The sequence below is a fragment of the Glaciecola sp. 1036 genome (genome assembly GCF_050306235.1).
Lineage (GTDB): Bacteria > Pseudomonadota > Gammaproteobacteria > Enterobacterales > Alteromonadaceae > Glaciecola.
Map to the genome: position 1 here is coordinate 1 of NZ_JBLWFH010000023.1, position 18,193 is coordinate 18,193.

Sequence of the window (18,193 nt, forward strand, 5' to 3'; positions counted from 1 at the left end):
GCGTGCGTAGCTCAGCTGGATAGAGTACCTGGCTACGAACCAGGCGGTCGGAGGTTCGAATCCTTCCGCACGCGCCACATACAAAAAAACCACCCATCGGGTGGTTTTTTTGTATGTGAAGCCTTTGGCAGGTGCCGAAACGGATCAGGTTTGACAAATTAATAATGGAGCCGTAGTTCATTTAATAATGGAGCCGTAGTTCATTCTCACCTTTAACGTAAAAAGACAAGTAACGTCCCGCTGGTTGGTGAGAATGAACTACGGCTCCATTATTTACGGCTCCATTATTTCTATGCAAAGGCTAATTTTTCATGTATAGAAGATTCAAGCGTGGATAAGTGAATAAAAACTGTTAATTATTCGTTAAATTTGCATATATTCGCAGTTCTTTGTATAAAAAATGAATATTTTAAGTATTTATACTCTTTATGTTCTCTATTTTTGATTGAGTTTTACCAACTGTCGTGATATTTACTATGACAGATTTTTGACACTCAAGAAGTAAGAGGATGGCACATGGCTGATCAACTTTCGGAAGCAGGATTATTATTAGCAGTAGGCATGGTGGTAGTCTTTGCCTTTCTAACCTTATTAATCGGCGGTATTAAGTCAATCGAAGCTTTTGTGCGTGCTTTTCCTAGTAAAGAAGAACAAGCAAATAACAATAAAAATAAAACTCAAGCGAAAGCTGCGACAGAAATAAACCCAGACATTGTGGCTGCGATAAGCACTGCTGTTCACGTACATCGACACACAACTAGATAAGGGCTTTTTATGTCTAATCCACTAAAGTTAACGGAACTGGTATTTCGTGACGCACATCAATCACTCTTAGCAACTCGCCTACGAATCGAAGACATGTTACCCATCGCAAAGCGCGTAGATGAAATGGGCTTTTGGTCCGTAGAAACTTGGGGCGGTGCTACTTTTGATGCCTGTATACGTTATTTGGGGGAAGACCCTTGGGAACGAATTAGAGCACTGAAGGCAGCAATGCCAAATACTAAGCAACAAATGCTATTACGAGGTCAGAACCTTTTAGGCTATCGTCATTACGCGGATGATGTTGTTGAGAAATTTGTTGAACGCGCACATGTAAATGGTGTTGATGTTTTTAGAATTTTTGATGCAATGAATGATGTAAGAAACCTAGAAACTGCCATCGCCAGTACTATAAAGGTAGGTGGTCATGCACAAGGTACCCTTGCATACACCGTGAGTCCAGTACATTCATTAGCCTTCTGGTTAGATATGGCGAAGAAACTAGAGGACATGGGGGTTCATTCAATTTGTATCAAAGATATGGCGGGCCTATTAAAACCTTATGATTGTGAAGAGTTGGTCACTGAGCTTAAGCGCACGGTAACAGTCCCTATTGCAATGCAGTGTCATGCAACCACAGGGTTAAGTACAGCGACCTACCAAAAAGCTATTGACGCTGGTATTGATATGCTAGATACCGCTATTTCTTCAATGTCGATGACCTACGGCCATTCCGCTACTGAAACTATGGTGTCAATTGTTGAAGGAACAGAAAGAGACACTGGCATTGATTTAGAAAGTTTATCTGATATTGCAGCGTATTTTAGAGATGTTAGAGCTAAGTATGCAAAATTTGAAGGTAGCCTAAAAGGCGTTGATGCGCGTATCTTAACAGCACAGGTTCCTGGTGGCATGTTGACCAATATGGAGAGTCAACTAAAAGAGCAAGGCGCTCAAGATAAATTTGATGAGGTGTTGCAGGAAATTCCTCGTGTAAGAGAAGACTTAGGTTTTATTCCTCTAGTAACACCTACATCGCAAATTGTTGGTACTCAAGCTGTTATTAACGTGTTAACGGGTGAACGTTACAAGTCTATATCCAAAGAAACCGCAGGCGTACTCAAAGGTGAATATGGCGCTACGGCTGCTGCTGTTAATAAAGAGCTTCAAGATAGAGTGCTAGAAGGGCAGGAACCAATCACTTGTCGTCCAGCAGACTTGCTTAAACCTGAACTAGCAACTCTAGAAACTGATCTTGATGAAATAGCCAAAGAAAAATCCTTAAAGATTGCTGATGAAAAGATTGATGATGTTCTGACCTATGCTTTATTCCCACAGATTGGATTGAAATTTCTCGAAAACCGCGACAATCCTGCGGCCTTTGAGCCTGCTCCATTAGAACCAGGAAAAGAAATAGATGCATCCTCTACATCACCTGTCGCTGGAGAAGCTGCAAGTTATGATGTAAAAGTGGAAGGTAAAGTCTATCGCGTGGAAGTGGCTGCAAGTGGTGAACTTGCGTCGATAATACCTGCGACCGGGGCTCATCAGGCTGCTCAAATGACAACCAACACAACGCCTGCACCCGCTGCCGATGTACAGGCAATTAATTCTCCACTTGCCGGAAACATATTTAAAGTGTTGGTCAATCAAGGAGACCAAGTAGATGAAGGGGATGTTATTTTAATCCTCGAAGCTATGAAAATGGAAACAGAAGTGCGAAGCACTTGTTCGGGTACTGTACAGTCTATTTCAATCAAAGAAGGCGACACAGTGCAAAGCGGACAAGCGTTAATGGCAATAGGTTGAGGTAGCGGTTATGGATAAGTTAATGACGCTGTGGCAAAGCACAGCGCTACCTCACTTCGAAATTGGCCAAGTCATAATGATGTTGGTTGGCTGTGTATTACTTTATTTAGCCATCGTAAAAAAGTTTGAGCCTTTACTGCTTATTCCTATAGGTTTTGGGGCCTTGCTGACCAATATCCCTTTAGCTGGCTTTAGCGAAGAAGGCGGATTATTGTACTACGTCTACCATGTAGGTATTGATACTGGGGTTTTCCCACTTCTTATCTTTATGGGCGTTGGCGCTATGACAGATTTTAGCGCCCTTATTGCCAATCCTCGTATGTTGTTACTTGGCGCCGCCGCTCAATTTGGCATTTTTGCCACACTCTTTGGCGCCATCATGCTAAACGCTATTCCAGGTTTCGAGTTTAGTCTTAAAGATGCTTCTGCAATTGCCATAATAGGGGGAGCAGATGGACCAACAGCTATCTTTTTAGCTTCGAAGTTAGCACCTGAGCTTTTAGGTGCAATTGCCGTTGCTGCCTATTCTTACATGGCGTTAGTGCCTATCATTCAGCCGCCAATAATGAAAGCCTTGACCAGTGAAGAAGAACGTAAATTGCCTATGGCACAACTCAGGATTGTGAGTAAAAAAGAAAAAATTCTTTTTCCTATGGCTGTTTTGATGCTGACATTGATTTTCCTTCCATCGGCTACACCGCTTGTTGGCATGTTCTGTTTTGGAAATCTTTTAAAAGAGTGTGGAGTAGTTGATCGATTGAGTAATACGGCGCAAAACGAACTGATCAATACAGTGACAATTTTTCTTGGGTTAGCCGTAGGCTCCAAGTTAAGCGCTGATAAATTTTTGACGGTTGAGACCCTCGGGATTTTGGCTTTAGGTGCTGTTGCTTTTGGTATAGGAACAGCTGCTGGTGTGTTAATGGCCAAGGTTATGAACAAATTCAGTAAGGATAATATTAACCCATTAGTAGGGGCTGCAGGCGTATCCGCTGTGCCTATGGCGGCAAGGGTGGTAAACAAAGTCGGCCTAGAAGCTAATCCTCATAACTTCTTACTAATGCATGCTATGGGCCCCAATGTTGCCGGCGTATTAGGCAGTGCCGTAGCCGCTGGTATTCTGCTCGCGCTGGTGGGTTAAAAGCAAAACAAAGTTGTTTGGAACACAATTTGCATTCGGATAGCTAAATCCAGTATCCGAGTGTAAATTGACGCGTGCAAAACAACACTAAAAATGTCGCATATATAATTAAACAAACAATAGTCTCGTTGTCTATTGCGCTTTGCATTGCGTTGCCGGTTTATTCTCAATCACCCTCTGAAGCCCAAGGTAGTGCCTTAAGATATGCAGACGGAGAAGAGCTACTATTCTCTCTTATTGCTGATAAATACCTATATGGTGAAGTCTACACCATTGTTAAAGATAATCATTATTATATCCTTTTAGATGACTTTACCAATTCTGCTGGTTTTGCTATCAAAAACTTAAGTACTTCGGCAAGTGTGGAATATGCAGGTTGGTGGGCAACCCAAGATAACACCTTTAGTTTAAAAGCCAGCCCGGATATCACCAATATTCAAAGCTATCCAGCAGGAGCTATCGCTTTTGTAGACGTTAATGGCAATGCAGGATTTTTAACCGAACAAGATTTAATCATTCAAGGCGATGAACTATTTGTACGTTCGGACGTGCTGGCGGAATGGTTTAAAGCGAGTTTTACCTTTGATGAAGAACGACTAGAGCTCTTATCAAAAAATGAAGTGTTGTGGCCGTTTCAACAAGCTAAAAAAAGGAAAGCCACTAAATTATATAGTTCAAATCGCGTTGGTGACGCAAAAGAACAGCATCACGATTTTGGTTATGCCTTAAGATCGCCGCAAACGATGGATTTGGTTACTACGGTACAAGGCCGAAGAGTCGAAAGTGAGGATCGTGATTTTAATGCTGGTTATAATTTACTTGGTCGGCAGGATTTGCTCGGTCTTTCAGCTGGATTTTATTTTGCAGGTAATGACGACGATATAGTCAACCAAGGTACCCTAGATTTTAACAAGTATTGGTTAGATGGAAATTCTGGTCCTCTAGGGATGACTAATTTAAACTTTGGGGATATTCAGCCTGTTAGGGTTGGGCGAGAATCAAGTTCTCTTAGCCGAGGCGTGGCAATTTCAAACAAACCACTAAATAATGAAACCTTGCAGGAGCAAGCAAATATAACAGGGCTTGTTCAGGCAGGATGGGATGTAGAGCTTTATCAAAACGGTATTTTAGTCGCACAAGCCTTTGATCAACAAAGCGGTCGGTATGAGTTTTTAGATATTCCATTATATTCAGGACTAAATGAATTTGAGATTGTGAAATATGGTCCTCAAGGTCAGGTTGAAAGAGAGACCCAGGAAAAGGTATTAAGTGCTTCTTTCAGCGATAGTTTCACTCCATTTTATGAAATATCCATAAGCCAAAACAACGAAACACTGTTTAATTTTCAAGATGTTTCTGAATTGGCAGTACAAGATTATGCATTAAATGGTCGTTACGATATGGCCATAGCTGACAACTTTTCGGTTAATCTTGGACACAGTCTTCGATTTGGCTCTGAAGCAATAGACAATACATACACTGCAGGGTTCGCTTACCGACCTTTCGAACGTTTGATGCTGAATTTTGATTATCGTTATTTAGAAAATAACTCTCATTCTATGGAATTTGCCGCTCGAACTGCATTTTGGGGGCAAACTATGGCCGCAAGGCTTGGTGTCATCAAGGATACAACTGAGAGTAGAAACGAAGATGTAGGTTACAATTCATCTTTTTCAATATCCGGTAGTTTACTAACAAGCGAATGGTTAAAGATATTTCAACAAACGGATTTACGTTATTCAAAAAACCTAACGGGTACGCAAGCAATAGCAGCAGTTAATCGTCTTTCACTGCAATTTAAAAAGGTGTCCTTAAATCACAGCTTGAGTTATCAAAATACGGAAGATGAATTTGGCAACACCGAAGACCGTACTATAGGTAATTTAAGTTTAGTGTCTCCAATTGGTAGAGTGTTTACCCGGGCAGGTATTGCATACTCGAAAGAAGTGGATGAAAGTTTTGATATTGATTCAGCTTTTATTGCGACCAATTGGTACGCCTTTAATAAAGTATCTCTGCGTGCTGAAATTGCACATTCTTTTGCTGTAGAAAATACACGTTATAGCTTAGGTGTTGATTGGAAGAGTGATCTTTACGCACTTAACGCGAGGATAGAACATTCAGACTTATTTGACACATCAATAATGTTGAGTGCAAGAATTTCTATGTCTGAAGCACCAACTGAATTTGGTTATATTCAAGATAGGTTATCCCTAGCCAATACTGGCACCATACTGGTTCGTGTTTACCATGATGTAAATAACAACAGGGTTTATGATGCTGACGATATTGCGCTTCCCGAAGTTAAGGTTGAAGCACCTCAAGCAAGAAAGGTAGCCGATACAGACGTGATTGGTATCGCGCAGCTAGATAACCTTCGTAATTTTAACAAAACAGATATTAAGTTAGACAGAACAACCATTAGCGATCCTTTACTTATTCAATCAACTATAGACACTTCGGTAACTCCTCGACCTGGACTCGTTGCACTGGTTAATTATCCTTTATTAGAAGGAGGAGAAATAGAAGGTGAGGTATCTTACGTTGATCAATACGGTCGAGTGCAATTGGTGCCGAATGTACCTATAGAAATTAGAGATGCTAAAGGTAAAATTGTCTATCGCATAAAGTCCGGGTTTGACGGTTACTATTATTTCTTTGGATTACTACCCCACAATTATTCGCTGACAATAAATAAAGACTTTTTGTTAGAAAATGCGTTTACAGATTTTGAACCTATGGCGTTAAATGTTGCCGAGCAAGGCATGCAGTTTTTTGATTTCAATATTAAGTTAAATAAAAAACAAAGCATGGAGGGCTATGTTGTTCATTCTGGTAAGTTTGAAACTGCCACCTATCTCAACTTATATTATGAAGTGGTATCAAATAAATTGTCTGCACTGAATCAAAATATTAGTGTTTCTCCTTTTCAGCATAAGTTCAATGATAACACTTTAACTTTAGGACTAAGCTTCGTCAGTGATAAACAAGATGCCGACTTCCTTTGTGAACAATTAAAACAAATCCTATCTGATTGCCAGATCAGTTCCCATACCGTTTATTTTGCAAATAATAAGTAGATTTGGATCGGTATTTGCAAAATCCACCTTGTAAGGTCAAAACTGTCAAAATTAACCATTTTTTGTCGGGTTTTTGACTCTTGGAAATTAATTAATAAGCCATGCAAAGGTGGACAAACTATGAAATTGACACAACAACTACCCAAGTTATTAGTACTTTCTTTAGTACTGACGTTGAATGGTTGTCTACTTACTGATGAATTTAAAACAGAATTAATTTCTAATTACAATCAGGAAAAATACGGTAGTGACGAGAAAGGGCGCTTTACCAAACAGGAAATCGAAGACAATATTGCCGATTTTAAAGCCCTAAAACCAGATATCGCTAGACTTATTGCATTAGAGTCAGATTTAGCCTATTTATCTCAAACACTGAAAGAGCAAGATAAACCTTCTTTTATTCCCAGCGATGAGACCACAACAAGTGAAGGACTACCTGAACTGGGAGAATTAATAGTCAATCAAGCTTCGACACCAATAAAAAATGTCACACCTAGTACAAGTGATGTAGATAAATTCAGTAAAGCTGCAGATGCTTCCGGAAATAATAAAGTTAAAGTGCAATCAGCTGCTCCAGTGATGAGTGTTGGCGATACTTCTCAAACAATAGCAGAAGTGGATGCTAAATTTTCAAATGCTAATGCAGTTAATAGCCGTCAAAACTCGATGCAGCCTAATGCATCCAGTAGTGAGCAGCTTGTTAAATTTCAACCGGCTAGCTCAGCATCAATAGATAGTTTTAGTTCAGATAAATGTGCAACTAGTACATCAGGCACCTTTGCGATTCACCTAGCTTCATTTTCCACTATGAATAGTGCTAAGACAGGTTATAAGCAACTAGTGGAAAAATATAAAGATGATATCTGTGGCTTAAGTCCTAAAGTCGCTGAAGTTAAAGTCAGAGATAAAACGTTTTTATCGTTACGTTTAGGGCCAATTAAAACTAAAGATGATGCCATGCAGGTGTGCAAACAAATTAAATCTCAAGGTGATTATTGCGCCAGTGCCAAGTTTGAAGGCAGTACCTTATAAAAATGGCTAACAAGATGACTTGGAAAATTCGACTTTGTTATTTATTGATCACAAGCCTGCTAGCTATTTGTTCTTTTGTCAGTCATGGTCAAGAAATAATAGAAGTAACGCCTTTATCTTTTGGTTCCGTGGCTGTGCTGGATAACTCTTCAGTCGGGCATATTGAAGTCGACTCTTTAGGCAATATTAGTATTAGTACCAACTTTGCTGTGTTAGAGCCTCCGCAATATGGAGAGTTTCGTTTAGTGGATTATCCGGTAAACGCTAACTTATTTGTTACCGGCGGTATTGTACAAGCGCAAACCACCAGTGACGCATTTTCCCCAGAGCAATTTACCTTAACCGCTGTTAATACAGTTTCTGTTATTAATATAGGCAGCGATGGGACTGCATTATTGCGCGTTGGGGGAAGATTAGAAACCTCAGGTTCAGGTAGCTTAGTGTTTGGTGATACCACCTACAGCTGTCGTTTAGTTATTACTGTTAATTATTAAGGAAGTTCAGTTTATGCGAATAGTAATTTTTCTTTCAATTTTATTATTTTGTCAGAACATTTTTGCCAATCTACTTATTTCACCAACTAGAGTAAATTTCGATAATAGAGAAAGGATGAAAGAAGTTATTCTTATCAATACTACCACCAAGGCTAGAGTCTATAGAATTGAGTGGGGTGAATACTTAGCCTTGGAAGAGGGTGGTTATAAAGAGTTTGAGGAGCCCATTGCTGAAGTTTCAGCCCTCAGTCCTTACGTTAGAATGACACCCAGACAAGTCCGCCTAGGACCAGGTGAAAGACAAACGATAAAACTGCAACTGCGTAAAAAGGGTAGCATGACAGACAGCGAATATCGTTCGCATTTGAAATTCATTGCACTGCCGCCTGAAGACGAGACTATACCTGAAGATACATCAGAAGGTATGAAGATGAAGATCAATATGTTGGTGAGTTATAGCATTCCGGTTGTTTATCAACCAAAAAAGCTCCATGTTGAAGCGTCTGTTGTTGAATATTCTATAGATAGAAGAAATGATGGCGGTGCTGATTTAAAACTTACGTTGGCTAAAAGAGGTGAGCAATCTGCCTACGGCCGTTTAGAAATTTATACCAAAGATGGGCAAAGAGTTGGATTAGCAAATAACATCAGTATATTTAAAGAACTCGACCGCGCAAAGACAACTGTTAGAATTCCAGAGTACGCCCAGTATGCCAATCAGAGTGAATTTGTTTTGAAGTACATTGGTGAGAAAGAGCACAGTGGAACTGTGTTCATAGACCAAAAATTGCGTATGTAAAATAAAAACTTAAAAAAAATATTAAGGTTTGTAAATTAATGCCGATAGCTTGTTTGTAGGTCATAAAACCTTAACTGCTTCGAAAGAAGCTGACAGAGTTGTCGCAAGCTGTCTTGCGTACTGTGTCATTGATTTTTATTTAAGCAAACGGAGAAAATCCATGTTCAAACGCAATCAATTATATGTATCATTATTTGCGGCCGCTGCGGCTTTGGGTACGACTTCAGCAATGGCACAAGAGTCTGTAACCTCTAGTGCGTCAGTAGTAGTTCAAAACGCTTTTGACTTAGCTGAAGTAGCGCCTCTAGATTTCGGAACAGTTCGCGCAACCGTAGATTCAGACCCAACTGACGACACAACTAACGTAAGTGTTGCTAGTTTCGCTCTTTCACCAGCAGGTACAACTGGTTCAGTAGCAGTAGCTGGTGGTGCTACTACTGTAGCTCAACTAAGTGTAATCAGTTCAGGTACACCAGCAGAGTTCGCAATTACTAATGCTGCGCCATTTACTTCAATTACTTTAAACGCAGTTTCTGACTTCGATCTAGTTAACTCAGCTGCTGCTCCTGGTACTGCTGTATTCGGTGTAACTTCTGTAGTTTTCCGTGAAACAGGTGCAACTGCAAACGGCACTTCAGTAACTACTGACATCAACGGTGAAGCTGGCTTTACTTTAGGTGCAACTTTAGAAACTGACGACGCAACTACTGCGCAAACAAACTATTCTGACGGTACTTACTCAGGTACTTTCGTAATGGAAGTGCAATACTAAGAAGTTATGCATTTAAACGTTTAAATGCGCGAAACGACGTCATTCGAAAGCCCGCAATAAAGCGGGCTTTTTTACATCTGACTAAAATGTTTTTCAACCAAATTAAAATGTGAATAAACCAGTTTTTGAGTCACCGCTTGTTGAGGGTTCGCAAATACTTCTTGAGTACTTCCTTCTTCGATGACTTTTCCTCTATCTACCACCAATACACGATCACTGATATGCCGGACGATGCCGATATTGTGTGAAATAAACACAAAACCTAGGCCTAATTCTTTTTGCAATTTTAAAATCAAATTCACAGTTTGTGAACGCACGGAAGGATCTAATGCGGCGAAAGGTTCATCTGCGACTATGATTTTTGGATCAAGAATCAAAGCTCGAGCCAAGGCCACCCGCTGTTGTTGACCATCAGACAACATATGGCGATAAAAGTGGTAGTGTTCTCTAAGTAATCCAACCTGAACTAGGGTGCGTTCGATTTTTTCTCTACGTTGGTCAACCCCTAAATCTGAGTTTATTTGCAAGGGTTTGTTTAAAATACTGCCAATGGAAAGTGCCGGATTTAACGAATTAACGCTATGTTGCAAAATCATGCGAACGGCGCGAGTCCGGAATTTTGAATTTTGTCCTATGTCGTCATCATCTAATATGACTATTTCACCTTTTTCAGGCTTAATAGCGCCAACCAATGCTTTGGCAATGAGTGATTTCCCTGAACCATTATTCCCTACAATAGCAATGGTTTCACCGGCGTTTAAATGAAAACTGATAGGCCCTAAATGAAATTTTTGCTCAGGACTAAAAAAACCACGCCGACTGACGTAAGTATATTCGATTGATTTTACGTCAAGTATTGGCTTCACAAATGCACCTCACGATCAGCCTTTTTCACATTAGGCAAATGTAATGGAAAATGACAGCTGTAATAGTGTTCTTGAATATTTCGTGGAACAGGGGCAATAACACAATCTTTCTTAGCATTTGGGCAGCGCGGGCCTAATCGACAGCCAGTTGGCAAATGTTGAAGGGTTGGAATTGTGCCTTCAAGAGCCACCAATGGTGATTTTGGCGCTAACGACACCTGAAAGCTAGGCGCGCTGTCTAACAAAGCTTTGGTGTAAGGGTGAAGAGGGCGCTTTAATAAGGATTTTACTTTTCCTGACTCTACGGTTTGACCACAATAAAGAACTGTCATCGTATGGGACATACTTGTGATAGCTAACAGATCATGACTCACAAATAAAATAGCTAATTTCTTGGTTTTGTTTAATTTGGTCAATAAACGCAATATTTGCGTTTTGGTGGTACTTTCCATTCCGCGAGTAGAATCATCTGCGATCAAAATTTTCGGTTCAGAAGCCAAGGCCATAGCAATCATAATTTTTTGGCTAACGTCGGTCGGTATTTCGTGTGGATAGCTATCTAAATATCGCTGATGATTTTTAATACCGACTTTATGCAATAAAGAAATAGCAAGCTGCTCTCTTTGTTTACTGCGTTGCCAAAACCATTTTTTATCGATTAGTTCTGGAGGAATACTTTCTTTGATTTGCTCTTTAATATTCACCGAAGGATCAAGAGCTGAGGTCGGCTCTTGAAAAACCACGGCGATTTCTCTTCGCATGACTTCTCTTCGTTTACTTCGAGACATGCCCAGTAAACTTTGCCCTTTATAATTGATTCGGTCAGCTTTAATTGACCAGTTGCTGGGCAAGGCACCGATTATGCTACGTACAATCAAGGATTTTCCTGAACCTGACTCGCCTACCAGTGCTCTAATTTCACCTTCATCCAATGTAAGACTTACTTTATCCAAGGCCTTGATAGATTCGTTGCCCGTATCAATGTATAAACTCAGATTTTTTATATCTAATAATGCCATTAGTGAGATAACCTGTTTCTTAAGGCAGAACGTAGGCCTTCACCCACAATATTAACGCTTAACACCATAAGTAAAATGAAAAAACCAGGAAGCGCCACTAACCAAGTAGCTACATAGGCAACATCTAAGCTTTGCGACAGCATTTGACCAAGTTCGATAAAATTACTCTGCGCACCTAAATTGAGAAAGCCAAGTGCTGATATGTCTATAATTGCAATAGACAGGGCTAATGACGCTTGGACAACAATAAGCTCAACCATACCTGGTAGTATTGAGTGAGTGAATATTTGTAATGGCCGAGCACCGTCTAGCTTGTCGAGCAAAACATATTCTTTTTGCAGTTCACTTTTGACAAAGGTACGAGTCTGGTGCACAAATTGAGGAATAAGCGCAAGCGTGATGGCTAACATGCTATTGACTAAACCAGTGCCAAGAATTGCCACAATAATTATGGCAATGAGTAAAGTGGGAATCGACATTATGCTATCAAATAGATGATTCACAACGCTCGATTTGACACCGCTTAATAGTCCAGCAATCGCGCCCAAACTCACCCCTACAACAACCGCGACTATGACCACTAACAAACTGCTACCAAAGGTTATTTGACTTGCGTACAGCAATCTGGATAACACATCTCTGCCTAAACCATCGGTCCCTAAAATATGTACCACAGTACCGTTAGGTTCCCATGCAGGGGGCAATAATATGGCATTGGTATTTTGTAAATCTGGGTCGAAAGGCGCTAAAAGTGGACCAATTAACGCAATAGTAAAGAAACTTAGCAGCAGTATAAAACCTATCAAAGCAATGTGGGATCGTCTAAATTCAATCCACACATGCATAAGTGGAGAAGGGTAGTATTCTTCTTGGTAGTGACTAAAACGTTGCATGCTCTACCTTCTCTCTCGTTGGGTCTATGGCTCGAGTTAAAAACTCTGTTGAAATAGTAAGTATCATTACCACAATAGAAACGGCTAACATACCTATTCTAATGGCAGGATAATCGTGTTGGTAAATTGCTTCAATTAACCATTTACCAATGCCCGGCCAAGAAAAAATTGTTTCCACAATCATTACATTAGTGATTAAGGTGGATACTTGCAACGCCAAAATGGGCAAAATAGGAATTAGCGCGTTTTTAAATCCGTGTTTTAAAAATATTTGCCAAGGACTGAAGCCTCGGCTTTTGGCCGCAATAATATACGATTTTTCCATCACATCCATTATGCTGCGCCGAACAAAACGGGCAAACAAAGCTGTCGTCACTACAGATACTGCTAGTGTTGGCAATATAAGGTGGCGAAAGGCATCTTTGTATGCAGCAGATTTGTCTTCGATATCTGACAAAGCAATGTCAATTAACACAAACCCAGTGACTGAAGGAAGATCATACAGTAAATCTAATCTTCCTGAGGTTGGAAGCCAATTTAATTGAAGGCAAAAAACCGTTATGAATATTAGCGCAATCCAAAATACGGGAAAACTATAGCCTACGATAGAAAAAGTTACTATGGGAAAATCAAACCCTTTATGATGGCGCAGCCCACCAATAAAACCGAGTGGAATTCCCACTAAAATAGAAAACAAAAGAGCATACACAACCAGTTCAATTGTCGCCGGGAAAAATAGAGCTACTTCAGTTTTTAAGCTTTGTTGAGTGGCAGTACTCACACCCCAATTTCCAGAGAACAAGTTCTCTATATAAAACACAAACTGGTGAAAAATAGATTTGTCTAACTTAAAGGCTATTTCCAGCGCTTCTCGTTGTTGCTGAGTTTCTGGGGTAATACCGGTGATATTAGTAAGTAAGTCACCAGGAAATAAATAAGGAAGAAAAAACGAAAATACCAGCAACACAAATACTGTCAGCACGATTAAATTGATATAACGGATACTCAATTTAATCATTACGCACCTCTGCTTCCTGTATCGCTTGGATGCGTTTTACTCGTTCAAAACTAATACCACCAAAAGGGTTTATTTCCATTCCAGTAATATCTGCTCTTGTCGCTTGATATTGATAAGCGTGGGCAATAGGCATTAAAGGGAACTGTTCAAAGATTAATAAGTTTGCTTTGTGGTAAATAGCTCTACGTTTTTCTATGTCATCCGTCAATAAGGCTTGTTCAATTAACGCGTCGTAATCCTTATTACACCAAAGTGCTCTGTTTGTGCCTGAAGGTATGGCATCGCAGGTAAGTAAAGGGCGGTAAAAGTTGTCTGGATCGCCATTGTCAGCTTTCCAACCTATAAGTACGGAATCGTGAAAACCATTGGTTAAATTCTGGCGAAATAAATTCCAATCTTGGCTAACAATGTTTACTTCAATGCCGACATCTTCCAAATATCGTTTAATTAATTGTGCCATTTTCAACGCGTTAGGGTTGTATGCTCGTTGAACCGGCATGGCCCAAATATCCATGGTAAAGTTTGCTGGTAACCCAACTTCAGTAAGGATTTCTCGGGCTCTAACTGGGTTGTAGCCTAATTCGCGAGCGCCAGATTCGTATGCCCAAGAGGTTGAGGGTACTATACTCTTAGCTCTAGTCGCTTGGCCTAAATAAACAGCATCTATTAGTGAGGTTTTATCAACCGCCAAGGCTAATGCTTTTCTCACTTCTGGGTTGTCAAACGGAGGTTTACTTGTATTAAATGCCCAATAACCTATGTTTAATCCAGGCTCTTCGTACAGGCTTAAATCTTCTCTTTCTTCGATCACAACCAAATCGTTTTGCGACGGAAAAGCAACTGCATCACATTCACCGGTGATAAGTTTAGCCATGCGTAAAGAACTACGTTGAGTGATATCGAAAATCAGCTGGTCTATCCCTTGAGACGGTCGAAAATAAGATTCGTGGCGCTGGTATCGGATAAACTGATTTTGCCGAAACTGAACAAATTTAAAAGGGCCGGTACCTACAGGGTATCGATCAAGCCTACTTGGACTGCCTTCTGCCAACAACTTCATGGCATATTCGGCGGAAAGCATCACTGAGAAGTCAGTAGCTAAATTGGCTAAAAACGAGCTGTCTGGACTATCTAAGGTTATTTCTACTCTATAACCATTAATGCGTCTTACTTCTTTAATGGTATCGGCCAAGCCTAAGCTATCAAAATAAGGGTAACTTCCACCATTTACATGGTGATAAGGATGAGATTCATTTTTCCATCGTTCAATACTGAAAATAACATCATCAGCATTAAAAGAACGTGATGGGGTAAAATAGGCAGTAGTATGAAACTCTACGCCTCTTCTGAGTTGAAAGGTGTAAGTTAAACCATCATCACTGACTAACCAACTACTTGCCAAGCCAGGTTCAATACGACCATTTTCCGGATTGAATTCTAATAAACGATCGTAAATTTGATGAGCTGTTGCGTCAGCAGTGGTACTTGAAGTATCTAATTGAGGGTTAAAGGTTGATGGATTACTTTCCGAACAATAAACCACAGCATTTTTTATATGTTGAATATCACGCTTTTCACAGGCCGCTAGACAACCGCAAAGTAGTAACGCGATGAGAATTCTACTCAAGTTTGCCAGATAAGATTTCATGCTAAATGCTATTGTTATCAAGTAAGTTATATTTTTTTAAATAGCCTCTAAGTTGATGATACGTCAAAGATAACTTTTCTGCAGTTTTTTTCTGATTGAATTGAGATTCAGACAAGGCTTTTTTTATCATATCAATTTCATAGTCTTGCGCTGCTTGTTTTAAATCGATAGGCCATTCTATTAAATTACTAATAACAGATAGCTTGTCATTATCTTCCTGAGTACTTTCAGTCTTTTCTGCTGCAGGTTTTGCAACTCTAGTTTCTTGCGTTTCAGCCTTATTGTCCGACGTGGCTTGAGGTGCGGCTGCCTTAATGCGTTGCTGAGGTCTAAATTTAGATTCAAAAGGGTCTAACACTATATCATGCACAGGTAGGTGGGGTGAGTTTCGATATACCGCACGCTCAACTACGTTTTTTAATTCTCGGATATTACCAGGCCAATGGTAATCCATGAGTGTTTGAGTGGCTTTTTTGCTAAATCCGCTAAAAAATTCGAGTTCTAATTCTCGCGCCATATTAATTGCGAAATGTTCTGCCAGCGTCATTATATCCTCACGACGCTCTCGAAGAGGTGGAACTGTAACTACATCAAATGCTAAACGGTCCAGCAAATCCGCTCTAAATTCACCGGCTTCAGCCAAACTCGGCAAATCTTCGTTAGTTGCTGCAATTAACCTAACATCTACTTTAATTGTACGGGTGCCGCCAACGCGTTCAAATTCACCATATTCAATGACGCGAAGTAACTTTTCTTGAATTAAAGCTGAGGTGTTTGCTAGTTCATCTAAAAAAAGTGTACCTTCATGGGCATATTCAAAGCGACCTTCTTTGCGCTTACCAGCGCCAGTAAACGCACCTGCTTCATAGCCAAATAGTTCACTTTCCAATAAGTTATCATTTAAGGCTGCGCAATTGAGTTTAACGTAATTTTGCTCCCATCGAGTTGATAAGTAATGCAGTCGAGCAGCAATAAGCTCTTTACCAGTTCCACGTTCGCCGATAACTAGAACGGGCTTATTAAGAGGGGCAAGTTGAGAAATTTGTTCAAGTATTTCTAGAAAGCTGTTAGCTTCACCAATAAGGTTGTCACTTTTTGAAAACCTACTCACTGAGGATTTCCTTAACAGTTGGTCAAATTCACTAAAATCTAGTCTACTTCAAAATAAAATCCTAAGCCAGTTATATTTCGATTGGCAAAATAAGTATTAAAAACAACTAGATAGTATTTAATTAAAAACTGGCAAGCTACTTGTATAGTGTTAGTAAGTCATTAACCCCGACGATGGGATTTATAAATAACTGAGGTAACAATTATGGGAATCTTTTCACGTTTTACCGATATCATCAATTCGAATATCAACGCGATTTTAGATAAGGCCGAAGATCCAGAAAAAATGGTGCGTCTAATCATTCAAGAAATGGAAGATACTTTGGTCGAGGTGCGCAGTGCTTCAGCTAAAACAATAGCGAGCAAAAAAGATGTTTCGCATCAGATTAACAAATATGTGCAGGAAGCTGCAGATTGGGAAGGTAAAGCAGAGTTGGCGATCAGTAAGGATCGTGAAGATTTAGCTAGAGCTGCTTTGCAAGAGAAACAAAAAGCCAATGATGCTGCTGATGCTTTGAAAGAAGAATTAGCACTTATTGAAGACGAATTAAGTAAACTACAAAACGAAACGGCACAGCTTCAAGAAAAATTGGCCGATGCCAAAAGCCGTCAGAAGACCATTATTATGCGTCAGAAGACAGTGAGCTCAAGACTCCAAGTAAAAAAGCGCTTGGACTCTTCAGCCGTCGATGCAGCTATGGGACGCTTTGAGCAGTTTGAACGCAAAATCGATGACTTAGAGTCACAAGTCGAAGCTTATGACTTAGGTAAGAAGTCACTTAAGGACGAATTTGCAGACTTAGAATCAGATGGTAAAATTGATGATGAGTTGGCTGCTTTGAAAAAGAAAATGCAGGGTAAGAGTGGGTCAGCTTCAGTTTCTGAAGTTAAGCCAAAAAGTAAAAAGGCTTAGTTGATTGAGACTCAGCGAGCTTTTAAAGAAAAAGCTCGCTCCTTGTAATAAATTGATTGGAGACAGCAAATGGACGAACTGATTGTAATTTTTATGGGTGTTCCCTTTATCATATTCATGGTTTTTGTTGCGCCCCTTTGGTTGTTTTTTCACTATCGTAGCAAGAAAGTGGTTTCGCAGGGATTGTCAGAGCGAGAGCGCCACGTGTTACAAGAGCTAGTTGAACGTGAACAACATATGAGCGATAGAATTAAAACCCTTGAAGCCATATTAGATTCAGAGTCACCAAGTTGGAGGGAGCGAGCATGAATTACCGTAAAAACCTGTTTAGAAATCCCAAACAAGGTAAAATCTCAGGTGTTTGTGCAGGGATAGCTGAATACTTCAACATAGAAACTTGGCTAGTTCGTATATTAACCGTAACAGCGTTTTTACTTACGACAGGTCCCTTTATTTTTGTTGGTTACGTGTTGTTGTGGGCAATTTTAGACAAAAAGCCTGAAGATTATGAATATAATCAATACAACGAAGAAAATGCCAGTAACCCTAAAAGTCCTTCTGATGCGAAATACAAGGGGTACGTAAACCCAAATAGTGACAAAGTTTCAGTTAAAGATACAGTATGGCGAGCAGGCCAAGCGCCAAGAGAAGCATTTAAGCAGGTGCAACAGAAGTTCATAAGAGCCGAAAACAGGTTACGTAAAATAGAAAGTTATGTTACCTCCAATGAATTTCAATTAAACCGCGAAATCAAAAAGCTTTAGCAAAACATTTATCTCAATTTCGAATGACAAATCTCCCCAGCACTGCGTTAGGTGCTGGGGATTTTATTATCCT

The 18,193-nt window shown here is 40.0% G+C and carries 17 protein-coding genes and 1 tRNA gene; 12 read left to right on the top strand and 6 right to left on the bottom strand.

Annotated elements, in window-relative coordinates; genetic code table 11:
- From ACNKW3_RS19180 to ACNKW3_RS19220, 9 genes are all read left to right on the top strand, one after another.
- Nucleotides 1-77: transfer RNA gene (locus ACNKW3_RS19180), tRNA-Arg, on the top strand.
- Nucleotides 78-516: 439 nt separating this feature from the next.
- Nucleotides 517-765, top strand: coding sequence for an OadG family protein (locus ACNKW3_RS19185; RefSeq protein WP_427400955.1), 249 nt, complete (start codon nucleotides 517-519; stop codon nucleotides 763-765).
- Between the two features lie 9 nt (nucleotides 766-774).
- Nucleotides 775-2,571 carry a sodium-extruding oxaloacetate decarboxylase subunit alpha gene (gene oadA / locus ACNKW3_RS19190; protein WP_427400956.1) on the top strand — a complete coding sequence of 599 codons (1,797 nt, stop codon included), beginning with the start codon at nucleotides 775-777 and terminating at the stop codon, nucleotides 2,569-2,571.
- Between the two features lie 10 nt (nucleotides 2,572-2,581).
- Nucleotides 2,582-3,712, top strand: a complete 1,131-nt coding sequence (locus tag ACNKW3_RS19195) for a sodium ion-translocating decarboxylase subunit beta (RefSeq protein ID WP_427400957.1) — start codon at nucleotides 2,582-2,584, stop codon at nucleotides 3,710-3,712.
- A gap of 74 nt (nucleotides 3,713-3,786) precedes the next feature.
- The gene (locus ACNKW3_RS19200) at nucleotides 3,787-6,792 is read left to right on the top strand and encodes a carboxypeptidase-like regulatory domain-containing protein (RefSeq protein WP_427400958.1); all 3,006 of its coding nucleotides are present in this window, start codon (nucleotides 3,787-3,789) and stop codon (nucleotides 6,790-6,792) included.
- A 120-nt stretch (nucleotides 6,793-6,912) separates the two neighbouring features.
- On the top strand, nucleotides 6,913-7,824 hold the full coding sequence (locus tag ACNKW3_RS19205) for an SPOR domain-containing protein (protein ID WP_427400959.1): 912 nt from the start codon (nucleotides 6,913-6,915) through the stop codon (nucleotides 7,822-7,824).
- A gap of 14 nt (nucleotides 7,825-7,838) precedes the next feature.
- Nucleotides 7,839-8,318 (top strand): DUF4402 domain-containing protein, encoded by a 480-nt coding sequence (locus ACNKW3_RS19210; protein ID WP_427400960.1) that lies wholly within the window; start codon nucleotides 7,839-7,841, stop codon nucleotides 8,316-8,318.
- Nucleotides 8,319-8,331: 13 nt separating this feature from the next.
- Entirely contained in the window at nucleotides 8,332-9,117 is a 786-nt protein-coding gene (locus tag ACNKW3_RS19215; protein WP_427400961.1) for a fimbrial biogenesis chaperone, read from the top strand.
- Nucleotides 9,118-9,277: 160 nt separating this feature from the next.
- Nucleotides 9,278-9,889, top strand: a complete 612-nt coding sequence (locus ACNKW3_RS19220) for a hypothetical protein (protein WP_427400962.1) — start codon at nucleotides 9,278-9,280, stop codon at nucleotides 9,887-9,889.
- Between the two features lie 71 nt (nucleotides 9,890-9,960).
- Here the strand turns inward: ACNKW3_RS19220 and ACNKW3_RS19225 are convergent, their stop codons facing one another.
- From ACNKW3_RS19225 to pspF, 6 genes are read right to left on the bottom strand one after another with little or no spacing between them, the layout of a single operon-like run.
- A complete protein-coding gene (locus ACNKW3_RS19225; protein ID WP_427400963.1) occupies nucleotides 9,961-10,755 on the bottom strand; it encodes an ATP-binding cassette domain-containing protein in 795 nt (264 codons plus the stop codon).
- Nucleotides 10,752-11,774, bottom strand: a complete 1,023-nt coding sequence (locus ACNKW3_RS19230) for an oligopeptide/dipeptide ABC transporter ATP-binding protein (protein ID WP_427400964.1) — start codon at nucleotides 11,772-11,774, stop codon at nucleotides 10,752-10,754. Before ACNKW3_RS19230 ends, ACNKW3_RS19225 begins: the two co-directional genes overlap by 4 nt.
- Nucleotides 11,774-12,667 carry an ABC transporter permease subunit gene (locus tag ACNKW3_RS19235; protein ID WP_427400965.1) on the bottom strand — a complete coding sequence of 298 codons (894 nt, stop codon included), beginning with the start codon at nucleotides 12,665-12,667 and terminating at the stop codon, nucleotides 11,774-11,776. Before ACNKW3_RS19235 ends, ACNKW3_RS19230 begins: the two co-directional genes overlap by 1 nt.
- Nucleotides 12,654-13,685: an ABC transporter permease subunit gene (locus ACNKW3_RS19240; RefSeq protein WP_427400966.1), complete on the bottom strand. Its 1,032-nt coding sequence runs from the start codon at nucleotides 13,683-13,685 to the stop codon at nucleotides 12,654-12,656. The genes ACNKW3_RS19235 and ACNKW3_RS19240 overlap by 14 nt, the downstream gene beginning before the upstream one ends.
- Nucleotides 13,678-15,333 carry an ABC transporter substrate-binding protein gene (locus ACNKW3_RS19245; RefSeq protein WP_427400967.1) on the bottom strand — a complete coding sequence of 552 codons (1,656 nt, stop codon included), beginning with the start codon at nucleotides 15,331-15,333 and terminating at the stop codon, nucleotides 13,678-13,680. Before ACNKW3_RS19245 ends, ACNKW3_RS19240 begins: the two co-directional genes overlap by 8 nt.
- 1 nt (nucleotide 15,334) lies before the next feature.
- Complete coding sequence (gene pspF / locus ACNKW3_RS19250) at nucleotides 15,335-16,444, bottom strand: phage shock protein operon transcriptional activator (protein ID WP_427400968.1); 1,110 nt, start codon at nucleotides 16,442-16,444, stop codon at nucleotides 15,335-15,337.
- A 204-nt stretch (nucleotides 16,445-16,648) separates the two neighbouring features.
- Between pspF and pspA the strand changes: the two genes are divergently transcribed.
- The 3 genes from pspA (at nucleotide 16,649) to pspC (ending at nucleotide 18,120) form a co-directional block, all read left to right on the top strand.
- A complete protein-coding gene (gene pspA / locus ACNKW3_RS19255; RefSeq protein WP_427400969.1) occupies nucleotides 16,649-17,356 on the top strand; it encodes a phage shock protein PspA in 708 nt (235 codons plus the stop codon).
- Between the two features lie 69 nt (nucleotides 17,357-17,425).
- A complete protein-coding gene (pspB, locus tag ACNKW3_RS19260; RefSeq protein WP_427400970.1) occupies nucleotides 17,426-17,665 on the top strand; it encodes an envelope stress response membrane protein PspB in 240 nt (79 codons plus the stop codon).
- Nucleotides 17,662-18,120, top strand: coding sequence for an envelope stress response membrane protein PspC (gene pspC / locus ACNKW3_RS19265; protein WP_427400971.1), 459 nt, complete (start codon nucleotides 17,662-17,664; stop codon nucleotides 18,118-18,120). Before pspB ends, pspC begins: the two co-directional genes overlap by 4 nt.
- Nucleotides 18,121-18,193 lie beyond the last annotated feature (73 nt).